Source organism: Desulfatiglans parachlorophenolica, assembly GCF_055394735.1.
Genome location: NZ_AP042460.1, coordinates 2,218,018 through 2,231,226 on the forward strand (window position 1 = coordinate 2,218,018; position 13,209 = coordinate 2,231,226).

The 13,209-nt window shown below is 58.1% G+C and carries 12 protein-coding genes; 7 read left to right on the plus strand and 5 right to left on the minus strand.

Annotated features, from left to right (window positions below):
- The first annotated feature begins 163 nt into the window (after positions 1–163).
- Positions 164–1,408 (plus strand): amidohydrolase family protein, encoded by a 1,245-nt coding sequence (locus tag ACZ500_RS10335; protein ID WP_464232412.1) that lies wholly within the window; start codon positions 164–166, stop codon positions 1,406–1,408.
- 52 nt (positions 1,409–1,460) lie between these two features.
- Here the strand turns inward: ACZ500_RS10335 and ACZ500_RS10340 are convergent, their stop codons facing one another.
- Positions 1,461–2,459 (minus strand): diguanylate cyclase, encoded by a 999-nt coding sequence (locus tag ACZ500_RS10340; protein WP_464232413.1) that lies wholly within the window; start codon positions 2,457–2,459, stop codon positions 1,461–1,463.
- Between the two features lie 441 nt (positions 2,460–2,900).
- Here ACZ500_RS10340 and ACZ500_RS10345 point away from each other — a divergent pair, with 441 nt between their 5' ends.
- From ACZ500_RS10345 to ACZ500_RS10360, 4 genes are all read left to right on the plus strand, one after another.
- Positions 2,901–3,794 carry an MBL fold metallo-hydrolase gene (locus tag ACZ500_RS10345; protein WP_464232414.1) on the plus strand — a complete coding sequence of 298 codons (894 nt, stop codon included), beginning with the start codon at positions 2,901–2,903 and terminating at the stop codon, positions 3,792–3,794.
- 160 nt (positions 3,795–3,954) lie between these two features.
- Complete coding sequence (locus tag ACZ500_RS10350) at positions 3,955–4,668, plus strand: transcriptional repressor (protein WP_464232415.1); 714 nt, start codon at positions 3,955–3,957, stop codon at positions 4,666–4,668.
- A gap of 521 nt (positions 4,669–5,189) precedes the next feature.
- Positions 5,190–5,759, plus strand: a complete 570-nt coding sequence (locus ACZ500_RS10355) for an acetate uptake transporter (protein ID WP_464232416.1) — start codon at positions 5,190–5,192, stop codon at positions 5,757–5,759.
- 141 nt (positions 5,760–5,900) lie between these two features.
- The gene (locus tag ACZ500_RS10360) at positions 5,901–6,380 is read left to right on the plus strand and encodes a cache domain-containing protein (RefSeq protein ID WP_464232417.1); all 480 of its coding nucleotides are present in this window, start codon (positions 5,901–5,903) and stop codon (positions 6,378–6,380) included.
- Between the two features lie 151 nt (positions 6,381–6,531).
- On the opposite strand, the gene ACZ500_RS10365 is transcribed toward ACZ500_RS10360, so the two are convergent.
- The 4 genes from ACZ500_RS10365 to ACZ500_RS10380 all read right to left on the minus strand — a co-directional run bounded on the left by ACZ500_RS10365 (position 6,532) and on the right by ACZ500_RS10380 (position 10,402).
- Positions 6,532–6,672, minus strand: coding sequence for a hypothetical protein (locus ACZ500_RS10365; RefSeq protein WP_464232418.1), 141 nt, complete (start codon positions 6,670–6,672; stop codon positions 6,532–6,534).
- Between the two features lie 186 nt (positions 6,673–6,858).
- Entirely contained in the window at positions 6,859–6,999 is a 141-nt protein-coding gene (locus ACZ500_RS10370) for a hypothetical protein (protein ID WP_464232419.1), read from the minus strand.
- A 13-nt stretch (positions 7,000–7,012) separates the two neighbouring features.
- A complete protein-coding gene (locus tag ACZ500_RS10375) occupies positions 7,013–9,700 on the minus strand; it encodes a PAS domain S-box protein (RefSeq protein ID WP_464232420.1) in 2,688 nt (895 codons plus the stop codon).
- A gap of 387 nt (positions 9,701–10,087) precedes the next feature.
- Positions 10,088–10,402 (minus strand): hypothetical protein, encoded by a 315-nt coding sequence (locus ACZ500_RS10380; protein ID WP_464232421.1) that lies wholly within the window; start codon positions 10,400–10,402, stop codon positions 10,088–10,090.
- Positions 10,403–10,704: 302 nt separating this feature from the next.
- On the opposite strand from ACZ500_RS10380, the gene ACZ500_RS10385 reads away from it, so the two are divergent.
- Both ACZ500_RS10385 and ACZ500_RS10390 read left to right on the plus strand, forming a co-directional pair.
- Positions 10,705–11,157 (plus strand): hypothetical protein, encoded by a 453-nt coding sequence (locus ACZ500_RS10385; protein WP_464232422.1) that lies wholly within the window; start codon positions 10,705–10,707, stop codon positions 11,155–11,157.
- A gap of 505 nt (positions 11,158–11,662) precedes the next feature.
- On the plus strand, positions 11,663–13,012 hold the full coding sequence (locus tag ACZ500_RS10390) for a C1 family peptidase (protein WP_464232423.1): 1,350 nt from the start codon (positions 11,663–11,665) through the stop codon (positions 13,010–13,012).
- Positions 13,013–13,209: the final 197 nt, after the last annotated feature.

The following is a 13,209-nucleotide window of genomic DNA, read 5'->3' on the forward strand; positions in this document are numbered from 1 at the left end:
CCGTAAGCAAGCGTCATCCGCCCCCCGATGGCGCATCAGGCGCAACACCCGCAAAAGGGCTTGCAAAACAAGGGCACTCGAAGGAAACTGGGAAAAGACCGGCAGACATGCTTCCCCACCGCACCTGCAGCCGCCGGCGATCACGATTTCGGAAAGCGTTCGTATGAATCATCTCCGCGCGCCATCGGACCATTCAAGGCAGTTCCTCGCAGGCTGGTTTCTTGACGGAACCGGCGCCGGCGCCCGCGCCCGCAAACGGGTTCTCATGAGCGTCGATGAAAAAGGCCTGATCCGGGCGATCCAAGCGGACGCCACGGGTTGCGAGGGCGTCGGCGGGTCCGTCGCCGATCTGACCGCCTGCACGATCCTGCCGCCTCTCATAGACAGCCACGTGCATCTGTCTCTATCCGGGACAAGAGACGAAGATGCAAGGCGCCGGCAACTCGCGGCATCCTATGCAGAGACGAAGCCCCTGATCCATACCCATCTCACCGCACACCTGACCTACGGGATTCTGGGGATCCGGGACGGAGGCGACTATGGCGCCTACGCGCTCCAGTATAAAAAAGACCTGCCGGTCCACCCCCCTTTTCCGGTTTCCCTCCGCGCCGCCGGCCGTGCCTGGCATGCTCCCGGGCGCTACGGCAGACTCATCGGGCGAAGCCCTGCGCCGGGGCAAACCCTGGCACAGGCCATCACCATCGATCAGGACCCGTCGGATCACGTCAAGATCGTTCAGTCGGGCCTGAACAGCCTTAAAGAATTCGGCCGGGAAACCCCGCCCCAGTTCAGCCGCGCCGAACTCGCGGAAGCCTTCCGCGCCGCCCGATCCCGGGGCCTGCGAATCATGGTGCACGCCAACGGCGCGCTCCCGGTAAAGGAGGCGATCGTCGCCGGCTGTGATTCCATCGAGCACGGCTTCTTCATGGGAGAGGCAAACCTTTCCGGGATGGCGGAAAAAGGGATCACCTGGGTTCCAACCGCCGTCACCATGCAGGCCTACGACCGAAACCTCGCCCCCCAAAACCCTGAGCGTCCCGTCTGCCGCAGGAATCTCGAAGCCCAGCTCAACCAGATCGCGCGGGCGTATGTCCTGGGAGTCCCCATCGCAGCGGGCAGCGATGCCGGCAGCCTCGGCGTCCATCATGGCCGGGGCCTGATCGAGGAATTGTCCCTTTTGATGGAGGCAGGTCTGCCTGTTGAAGCGGCCGTCGCGTGCGGCACCTCACGGGGAGCCGCCCTTCTGGGCCTCGATAGCGAATTGGGGTTTCTTGCCCCGGGCAGACCGGCCACCTTCCTGGCAGTGCGCGGAGGCCCTGAGGCGCTGCCTGCATCGCTCAGCGAATCCCTGCAGATCTACGTCCGGGGGCGCCCTCTAGAGATGGTTCTAAGGACAGGGACTCCATGACCGCCGGGCGCCACGGCCCTCGATACCGGGTAAGACCGCTGCGGCAGCACCGTCACCGGGCCTTGTCGAATCGCACCCCGACGACCCTCGCTCTGCCGGCGCGCTTGGCCGCATACAAAAGTTCGTCCGCCTGGTTCAGAACCGTCTCGTATAACGGCGCTTCGTCGCCCGCCAGAGGATCGCAGCCCGTAACCCCGAAACTGGCGGTCACCCCCACTTCCTGGCCGCGGCCAATGTCCATAGAGGTCTCCGCCAACTGCCTGCATAGGCGCTCAGCCACTGCCACGCCCGCATCGAAAGGCGTCTCGGGCATCACGATCAGGAATTCTTCGCCTCCGTACCGGGCCACCCAGTCGATCCGGCTTCTGAGCCCCGCCTGCACCTTTCGGACAAATTGTCTGAGGACGTTGTCGCCGGCCTGATGTCCGTAGACATCGTTCAAGCGCTTGAAATGATCCAGATCGCAGAGGATGATCGAAATGGGCCGTTGATAGCGGTAAGCCCGGACAATCTCCTCCGGAAGCCTCTCATCGAGATATCCACGATTGTAGCAACCCGTCAGGGCATCCGTGATCGTGAGCAGCCTGATCCGCTCATTGGCCTCCTTGAGCGACCTTTCGAGCCGCAGGATCCTCTCACCGGTCTTGAGGCGCGCGATCAGCTCCGCCCGATGAAACGGCTTGGTCAGATAATCGTCCGCCCCGGCCTCGAGGCCTTGAATGATTTCGTCCTTGCTATCCCTCGCTGTCAGAATGACCAGAAACACATAGCCTTGTTCCAACCTGGTGCGAATAGCCCGGCAGAGATCGAGCCCATCCATTTCGGGCATGACCCAGTCGGTCAGGACGATCGGATGGAAACGCTCATCGAACAGGGCCAATGCTTCATATCCGTCGCCCGCTGCCGTGACATCATAACCCGCCCCCTGCAGCGTACGTTCGAGCAGACGCCGCGACACGGGCTCATCCTCCACCAGGAGAACGGGAAAGGGGTGCTTCGTTGGATCCACTTTCCTGATTTCATCCGGCATTTTCGCAAATATTCCTTTCACATCCGGACCACATGACAATTCCCGGCGAGTGAACCCCTGCCCCCAATGGACATATCCCTCCGCTCACGGGAACCCTTTCAGGCCGCAAAACCTTCCGCTTCTTCACGGGATCTGTCTTAGCGGAGAGAGCGTTCACCTGACGGATCTTGCCCCGACGCCGTAGAGCCCCTCGATGCACAGCCTGCCCATTTCAGGGCAATCGGCGACCACACCAAAGGCTCCCCCGGGAAAAAAGCGGCCCTCCCATTTTCCCAGGGTGGCACTATAGCACCTTTTCCATCCCGGGTGAACCCGGATCGTATTCCGGAACATATGTCGCTCCAACGGCAAAAGGCCGGCTTGACTTGCCGGTTTTGATTCTTTTAATATGATTTGTCTTCAGGGACATGAGCGGACAACCGGATTCACCTGTCCGTATCCAAATGAAAGCGACCCCACAATATGACCGATTCCGTTTCCTTTGACCTCATTCCCATCGAACAGGACATCCCGGGTTTTGCCCCTTTTTTCGGTGCCTGGCTCTGCGAGGGGCCGGTGAACCTGGTCGTCGATGTCGGCCCCGCCCGAACAGCCGGCCGTCTGACCGCTTCCCTTCGGGCACACGGCCTGACCCGCCTCGACTACATCCTGCTCACACACATCCATATCGATCACTGCGGTGCGCTCGCCGCCCTTCTCGAGGCCTATCCCTCCGCGAAGGTCATCTGCCACGCCAAAGGCATCCCCTTCCTCGTCAATCCCGACAAGTTGTGGAAGGGCAGTCTGGCGGTCTTGGGTAAACTGGCCGAGCATTACGGTCCGCCCGGTCCGATCCGGCCGGAGGTCCTGATCGCCCATACCGATTCCGCCATCGAAGGCCTGACGATCGCCGAGACCCCGGGCCACGCCGTTCATCACCTCAGCTTCCTTTACGGAGGCCGCATGTTCGCAGGCGAGGCGGCGGGCAATTATTTCAGGATCTCCGGACGCGACTACCTGAGGCCGGCGACCCCGCCGCGTTTTTTCCTCGACGTGTGTCTTCAAAGCGTCGACCGACTGCTTTCCTTCGAGGACCAGCCCATCTGCTATGCCCATTGCGGCTCGAACGAGCACTCCAGATACTGGCTCACTGCCTTCCGCCATCAGCTTCTGCTATGGGCGGAACTCATCCAGGCCGAACTGAGGCGGGGTGGCGAAGATGTCCTGGCCAGATGCGTCGATGAGCTTCTATCAAACGACCCGAATCTTGCCGCATTCGAGAGCATGGATCCACCTACCCAGGCCCGGGAGAGGACCTTTACAGCCAACGCGGTCAAAGGCTTTCTCGGCTATTTCTCGGACGACGTCCACGCATGAGCGGGCCTCGAGCGGCGAAGCACCCCGGAGCATGAGGTGGGGAGCACCACGCACCGCCCGGGCATGTTTCGTCCCCCCAACCCGAGAGGCATCCGGCTCCAGCCCGGTACCCGAACCACCGGCGGATTGACCAGGAAGAAGGGCAAAAAACGCATTGACTATGAGAAATAATGATTTTTTAGAGAAGGAAAACTTCCGGAGGCTCATCGAAGCAGACGGCTGCGACCGAATCGAGGACCGGCTCAAGGTGATCGACGTCTTCCTTAGCTCCGAAGAGCACATGACGCTCGAAGAGATCTACCGTCTCCTGAAGAAGAGGGGCGAAGAGATCGAACCCGAGTTCGTGCGTCGATGCCTCCACCGGATGGTCGATCTCGGCTTTGCTCAGCGGAAGGAATTCGCCGACCAACCCATCCGCTATGAACATCGGCACCTGGGTATCCACCACGACCACCTGATCTGCACCAAATGCGGAAAGATCGTGGAATTCGTGAACGATGACCTCGAAAAGCTGCAGATAACCATCGCCGCCCAGCACGGCTTTCACATCCTGCAACACCGTCTGGAAATCTATGGCCTCTGCGAAGCGTGTATGGCCCAGAGAAAGCCCCTCATGCCTCTCTCGATGGCCAAACCGGGCGAGGTCGTACTCATCCGCGATATCGTGAGCGGCGCCTTCTCGCGCGCCAGGCTGGCCGCCCTCGGGCTCCGTCTGGGGGACACCATCGAAATCATCAGCAATGCCGGGCAGGGGAGCCTCATCTTCGCTCACCATTGCAGCCGAATGGCCCTAGGCCGGGGGATTGCCCAGAAACTCCTCGTCTCACCGGTGACCCATGAGGCACCGTCGACCTGCAATCGACCCCTCGACTGAGGCCGGCTTTCCACGAGGCGGTTTCCGATGCCCGACAACCCGTCCCGCGCTGCAATCGCCCTGGTTCTCGGGCGGGAATCGCTTGCAATTCTTTTCCGAAGTGCTATGGTGCTGCAAGTGGTTTCTGATCTGCGCAGGCTCAGGCGGAGCTGTCGCACTAGGCTCCGGAGCCCGTCAGGCAGAAACGGCCTCTTTTGATTTCACGGTGCATCGAGGATGGCTGAAACAGCCCCCCCATTCCTCATTGAACGAATCTTCCCTATTTTCTGATGCTTCACGAACGTGTCCCAGGGCACATGATCATCGATCTCGACCAAACAGCAACACGGAACGACTTTTCTCCTTGATCCGATGTCAGTACCCCGCACGGGTAAAGAGAGGTCCTATGCCGTCGACCCTCTATGTATATAAGGAATCAGGGAGCTGCGAAGGAGCTGATCCGAGGCGAAGCCGCTGCGGCTCCAGTGTGGTTTGTCGGGTAGCAGTCGAAACGTAAACCTTAGCCGCTGAGGAGGTGCCTTATGTCCAACGGAGAAAACCCCAAGGGGAATCCTGGTGTCGTGGGCCTGGCAGGTTTTGGAATGACGACGATGATCCTTCAGTTCCACAACGTCGGGTGGTGCGGCGTGGGCCCGATCGTCGCCCTCGCCTTTATCTTCGGCGGCCTGGCTCAGATGATCGCCGGGTTCCAGGAATACCAGTCCGGGAACAACTTTGGATACAGCGCATTCGTAGCCTACGGATCCTTCTGGATCGCCCTCGGGGTCATCTTTATCCTCAACCATTTCAACATCTATCATTCCAACACCAGGGACACCGGATGGTTTCTGATCGGCTGGACGCTCTACACCTTCATTATGTGGATACCGGCCATGAAGATCCACAGCGCCATGGCGGTCACTTTCACGCTGCTCCTGATCGGTTTCATCCTGCTGGACCTTGCCCATTTCGGATATCCCGAGATGGTCAAGATCGCCGGCTACGAACTGATGTTCTGCGCCCTGTCTGCCTGGTACATGATGGCCCACGTCATTTTCGCCCAGGTCTTCGGAAGAGATGTACTCCCGGTCGGAAGGCCCTGGATCCGGTAGAGATCGGAACGTGAGTGCCGCGGAACAACGCCGCCTGCCGGATCGAAAACAGGCCCGAATGGAGGCTTGGCAGAGCCGTCCGGCGCCCTGCGGGAAAGTCTCTGAAACAGTCCAAATCTGCATTTTCTTAAGGAGGGTAACATGCCATTATTTCGTGTCATCGCGATCCTCGGGATCATGCTTTTTCTGCCCTCGCCTCTCCGCGCCGATGAGACGGCGACCAAAGAAGAATGCGTCGTAAAGTGCTACGAAGCCGCGGCAACCATCATATCCCAGGGGCAGGAGGAGGCCATCAGGCTCATCGGCGATCCAAAAGGACCCTTTGTCTGGAAGGATTCATACGTTTTTCTGATGGACCTCAACGGAAAAATGCTTGCCCATCCCATGCAACCCGAACTGACCAAATACGATCATGTCCTGCTGCTGACCGACCCCACCGGCAAGGCCCTTTTTGTCCATTTTGTAAACCTTGCCAGAAGCAGCAGCAGCGGCTGGGTCGATTATATGTGGCCCAAACCGGGCAAAACCACACCCGCCAAGAAGACCACCTTCATTTACAGGGTGCCCGACCACGATCTCTTCGTGGGGGCCGGCGTCTATGTCGGCGGTATGATCTACTGACGCCTGCGGGCTTTCGGCCGCGGAAAATTCGGGTGAGATCATGCGGGCATGTCCCTGAAGGCGCGCCGGGCAGTCGCCCGGACCTGCATGCAACCGATCGATTTCCTGGCATCCGCAGCCTATCGGGCGAAGCATGGCTTTCATCAAAATTTCAACCGTTCGAAGAACGCGCTCGACAAAGCCCTGGTTTGTCCAATATCAAGGCAATCAAGCGTTTGCGCGGAGGCGACCCGGCAAGGTCGCCGCACAAGCAAACGTGCAGATTGACGCCGAGATTGGCAAAAAAGACCATTTCCGGACAGGATCTAGAGAGGGTATCCACCCCGGAAATGATTTCCCAATACGATCCAGTTTCCACCCCGGAAATGATTTCCTATACGATCCAGTTTCCACCCCGGAAATGATTTCCTATACGATCCAGTTTCCACCCCGGAAATGATTTCCTATACGATCCAGTTTCCACCCCGGAAATGATTTCCTATACGATCCAGTTTCCACCCCGGAAATGAGGATTTTTTGCCAATATCAAGGCAATCAAGCGTTTGCGCGGAGGCGACCCGGCAAGGTCGCCGCACAAGCAAACGTGCAGATTGACGCCGAGATTGGCAAAAAAGACCATTTCCGGATGGAAACTAGAGGGGCAGCATAATCCGGAGGATAAGCGTATCCGGCCTTTCGAGCCTGACGTCGATGTCGCCCCCATGCTTGTTGACAACGATTTTGGAAAGGGGCAGATCCGCCGTGTCGTAGGCCTTTTCGGAGGACGTAAACGGGTAGAAGAAATGCTCGACGTCATCCCTCGCAACATGCCGGACCGGGTATTTCATCACCAGTTTGAGGACGCCGTCACCCGCCGAGGTGCCGATAAAAAGCTCCTCTCCATCCTTGATCTGGTTGATCGCCTGCTTGATCAGGGTCTCCAGGACAAGTTCGACCTGCAGCCGATCGACGGTGACCTCGGGCAAATCAGGACTGAGATCGAGCCGCACCTTGACGCGGCTCTCTTTCAGTTCCGTCTCGACCGCGTTCAGGGCGTCCTCGACAAGCGTATTGGGCTCGCTTTTCGAAAGGTAGAGCTTCACCGGCTGAAGGTAGTTGAGGATCATCCGGAGAATCATCTCGAGACGCCGGACTTCCTTGACGATGATCTCCACCTTCGCGCGGTTCGGATCGTTTGGATCCATAGTCCCCAAAAGCCTCCGCGCAAAACCGCCGGCCGACACCAGCGGATTGCGGATTTCATGGGCCAGCCGCGCGGAGACCTCTGTAATCGTCTTCTGCTCCTCGGCGCGCACCAATTCGTCCCGGAGTTTGACCCGGCTGGTCACATCCATGATGATCCCGTCTGCACCTTTGACCCGGCCGTCCGGCGATTCGAACGGGATGGCGTGATCCATCACGTAAACGACATGGCCCTTTTTGTGCCGGATGCGGTACTCGGCCAGGAACTCCTGCCCTCGATGGAGCGTTTTTTCCCGGAGTTCCGTGACGATCTCGACGTCCTCGCTGCATACGCAATCCTTCAGGAGCAGTTCGGGGCGGCGGAATATCTCGCCCGGGGTGTAGCCGAAGATCTCGTTGACGAAGTGGTTTACGAACAGCGCCTTTCCATCGTTTGACACGCGGTAGACGACGAGCGGCACGTTCTCGACCAGGGTGCGATACTTCTCCTCCGATTCGATCAGATCCGCCGTTCGCTCCCGCACCATCTCCTCCAGATGGTCGCGATGCCTCCGCAGTTCCTCATCGGCCCGCCTCCGCTCCATAAGCCGCCACATCCCGTTCATCAGAAGGGTGATCTGGCGGACATCCGACTCGTCGTAGTCATCCGCTTTGTTGGCCACTCCCGCCAGAGCCACGATCCTTTCGCCTTCGAATATGGGGGTGTTCATGTGCCGGATCAAGCGCGGATGCCCTTGCGGATAGCCCTTCTTCCAAGGATTGGAAGCATAATAGTCGTTGGTGATCACGGGCTTTCTCTGCCTCAATGCCTCTCCCCAAAGACCCATGGCATCCAGCGCGAACACGGTGGGTTTTTCCTCCATGGTGCACTCCCGCGCCACCGCCTCCGACCAGGCATGTATGGTCAACGTCCTGTCGCCCGCATCGACGAAGCCCAAATATCCCATTTTGCTCTTCGTCAGGGCCACGGCCTGATCGAGGGCGAAGCCGGCGATCTTCTGCATCGACCCCTCGCTCATCTGATTGAGCTTCAGGAGGGCCTCGAGGCGGGCCTCGTCGAGTCTCAGGGCATCCTCGGTCAAATGGCGCTCGGTGAGATCCTGCAAGGTCTCCATCGCGCCCATGATGCCGCCGTCGGAACGCCTCAAAGGCGCTGCGGTGAAGAAAAGCCACTTGCCCTTTTCACCCAGGGCGGGAAAGAACCGCTCGGCCTCCCAGGCCCCCTCCCTGACAACCGACGGACGGTGGCAATCGCCGTAGTAGGCGGACAGTTCGGCCTCGGATGATTGATCGAGGATCAGGTCCGCCATCACCGGCCGTTCGCTGGGATAGAAAGCGAGCCACTGATCGTGCGTCCCGATCATCCGGCCCGCCGGGATGCCTGTCAGGGTTTCACACGCCTTGTTCCAGTGGGTAACGGCATGCTCCGTGTCGATCACAAAAGTCGGGATGGGGCTTCCCTGTACGATCTCGGCCAGGGTCTTTTCCCTCTCCCTGACCGCCTCTTCCGCCCGGCGGCGCTCCTGCGTCTCTGTCTTGAGATCCCGGTTCGCCGCCTCCAGTTGAGCCGTCCTCTCCCTGACCATCAGTTCGAGGTGCTCGCGGTAGCGCTGGAGCTCCTTTTCCACCTTTTTCAGCTCGGAGATATCGCGCCCTTCAGGGATGAGATAGATGACCTCACCCTGCTCGCTTCTCACGGGTTTCAGTGAGAAATCGATCCACCGCACCTCGCCATCAACTGATTTATGGGTCACCTCGAAGCGCACAAACTGTCCGGAGGCCGCTTTCCGGACCGCCTCTTTGAGCTGTTCCTGCAGGGCCTTGGAATGCCGCCACCAGGGCGTATCCCAGAACGGCTTACCGATGACATCCGACGGCTGGGCACCGGTAAACTGTATAGCGGTCCTGTTGACCTCCAGGAGTGTCCCGGCCGGGTTCAGAAGACCGATGAACTGAAAGGTCTGATCGAAGATCACGCGCCATTTCCGCTCGTACTCGCGCAGTTCCGCCTCCATTCTTTTTCGTTGAGCATCATCGGCGGACACCGCAGTCGAATCGGATTCCAAGACCTCCAAACGGCCGCGCAGTTCCTTCAATTCACGCAGCAGCTCTTCTTTCGTCCTGTCTTCATCCCTCATGGCTATTACCTCTCCCAGCACACATCCACGGCTCGATGGAACTTCAAAGGGTCGCTTTCCGGACCCATCGACGCAGCCGCGCCGGAGCTTCTCAGCAAAACAGCACGCAGCAACATCAGTCGCGGCGAGGATAGCTTCTACCATAACATGCCTCTGCGTCGGCGGCAAGGCCGGCCCCGCACCGCCGGTGACGCCCGATTTCATGCCGCAGGAGGTTTTCTCCTGCCCTCTGCCTGCCTGGTCGGGAGGCTTCCGTTCCTGGTCGTTCTGCAGGATGCCGACCCAGGCTGGCGGGAAACTTACCTCGTGTCCATCCGGAAATGATTTCCCTATAGAACCCAGTTTCCAATCCTGAAATGAGGATTTTTCTTCACACCCTTCGAGTGCTCAGTCCCACCGCTTCGCGGCGGGTCCCGGTCTGGCCAATATCAAGGAAATCAAGCGTTTGCGCGGAGGCGACCTGGTGGTCGCCGCACAAGCAAACGTGCAGATCGACGCCGAGATTGGCAAAAAAGACCATTTCCGGATGGAAACTACCTCATATCCATCCGGAAATGATTTCCCGGTACAACCCAGTTTCCAATCCGGAAATGAGGATTTTTTGCCAATATCAATGAAATCAAGCGCTTGCGCGGAGGCGACCTGGTGGTCGCCGCACAAGCAAACGTGCAGATTGACGCCGAGATTGGCAAAAAAGACCATTTCCGGATGGAAACCGGGCGGAATCGCAGCCTTGACACCGACTAAGAACGTGTAAGAACGATCCCGCTTATGGGCAGCACCTCCGTAGGGATTTACATGGAAAAAGGTAGAATTTTGATTGCTTCTTTCTGCTTTCGATGATATGAATTTCGAGGTGTTTGATAATCAATTCTTTAGTCTCCTTCCTTCGATCTCGAATTCGGCGCAGCAGGGGACCCTGCTGGTTGGCCATGGAGCCAGGAGAACCTTCCATCCGTGCCTCGTGGAGGCTGCCTAGCGATCTCTTTCAGGAGGACCGACACATGTGGAAAATGCTTTTTTGTATGACCCTGCTGGTTTTCATCGTGCCCCAGTTTTCCTGTGCAAACCACCAGCAAGCGACGGAAAAATCCCTGTCAACCGGCCCATGCACCTACAAGCATTACAGCGGGCAGGCAAAGATCGTATCGATCGAGAAGAGCGGCGCCCCCAAAACCACAGGCGGACCATCCTACCAGCAATATGAAGTCAGATTTCTCTTCACCACCGGGGAGACACTCGATCACGCCTATGCTCACCTGGAGAATCAGCAGCAATCGCTCACCTTGACCAATTCCTGGCATCCCGGACCGGAATTTCTCCGGAAATATGGCATCGAGGTCGGGAAAAGCTTCGACTGTACGCTTGGAATCATTCAAAAAGGAACCTGTTCGCCGGTCGTTTTCGATTTTCCCGGGATTGATCGCAGTGATTATTTTGAAAACACCCAGCGATAATCCTCAAGCCTGTCCGTCCAGTGAGAAGGCCCGGTAGATGTCACCGTTTCGCCTGAAGATTTTTTGATCACTCTCCATCCGGAAATGGTCTTTTTGGCCGATTTCCATGTTGATCCGTCTATCTGCTTGCGTGGAAATTCAGGGAATGTCTTCCGCTCAAGCCTTTGATTTGTTTGTTTTCCATGCGTATTTCCTTGACCAATGCGTGGAATCCATCAGCTGTACCTGATCATCGGGCAGCCATTCAATCAACCCAACCGGACCAATTGTTGCCAAGAGTTTTGATTCATCGTTACCTGAAGAGATTTCACCTTATCCATAGCGCTATCCGGAGGATTTTTTCACTTCTGACCTTTCACCCAAAGACATCGTGGCGCTCTGCGTCCATTCAAGGGATCGTGGGAGGATCCAATCGATACGCAGATCGGCCAGAGTGAGCAGGATTGAGCATGTTGATCCGCCTTGGTGCGGCCACTTTTTTTTTGCTGAATCAGGAGGTAGAAGGATGAAAAATTACAAACGGTCTCTATTTTCACTCACCGGCCTCGTGATCCTGGCGGCGTTGTTCCTGGTTTCACCGAACGTCGTGCTCTGCACCGAGACCATCGACGAGATCAACGCAGCCATCGAAGCCGCGGGGGCTGATTGGGTCGCAGCCGAAAACCCCATCACACGCATGACCCCTGAAGAGCGCCGGAAGCTCCTGGGAGCCATGGAAGAGACGGCCGGCCCCGAGGCCGAGGTGCCGGCCGCGGCGCCCCTGTTTACCGTCCTCCCATCCCAGTACGACTGGCGCAACATAAGTGGTTCAAACTACGTCAGTTCGGTCAAGAACCAGGGCGGGTGCGGCTCCTGTTTCTGCTTTGCGACGGTGGCCGCCCTCGAGTCCAAGTACATGATCACCAACAGCCTTCCCGGCTCCACTCTCGACCTCTCGGAGCAGATCGTGCTTTCCTGCAGCACCGCGGGTGACTGCACCGGCGGCTATGCCAGCACCGCGTCGGATTACCTGAAGAACCCCGGCACAGCGGTGGAATCCTGCTATCCCTACACCGGAACCAAAGGACCCTGCGCGAATGCCTGTGCCAACTGGCAGGATGACGCCTATTATCTTACAAATTGGGATTATGCAAACAGCGGTGAAGTCGCGACCAGCACCGAGATCAAGAACGCTATCTATAGCAACGGCCCCGTGGTTGTGTGGTATAAAGTCTACAGCGATTTTTACAGTTACAGCACCGGCGTTTACACCAAGACAAGCGGAACATATGAAGGCAACCACTTCGTCCTCGTCGTCGGGTGGAACGACTCGAACAGTTCCTTTATCTGCAAGAACAGCTGGGGGTCCTCCTGGGGAGGCCTTGGCGGGTATTTCAATATCGGCTACAGCCAGTTGGCCGGTGACGTGCAGTTCGGATACTGGACCTACCAGTACGGGAGCGCCTACGGCCCCAGCGTCGACTGGTACGCCGCCTATCGAACCATGTTCCCTGTCGCCGGGGACCTCGCCCTCTTCCGCGACTATCGCGACAAGGTGATGGCCGAGACCGCCTTCGGGCAGTTTTGCTCGGGTATGATTTACAACCAGGCGGACAATTTCCTGCGGGTGCTTTTGACCCATCCGAGGCTGCTGCTCCAGGCCCGACAGCTCGTCAAGGCCAATCGTGGAGCCGTTCAAAGCGTCGTGCAGGGAGGCTACGGCGTGATCGAAAATACGGATGAGGTGATGGGGTTCATAGGTGGCGTAGGAGAGGCTGCGCCCCTCGACCTCCGGGTCTTTCTCAATCAGCTTAGAAACCAGATGGAACGTCACCGGGCCTCCGGCGAGCCTTTCCTCGGTTTTATCCTGCAATAGCATTCCTCCTGAGCCGATAGGAGCAAGACCTTCGCGGATCCGCAAGGCCCACCCGTCCGGGTGGGCCTTGCCCTTTTGGTTTCACGGATCTGATCTATAGATAAGGGCGCTGCTGTTCCCCGGTCTTATTGTGCCGCACCACCCTCCAGGTACCAGGAGTGTTTTGCCGCTTGACAAAATTTCAATTTTCGCGTTAT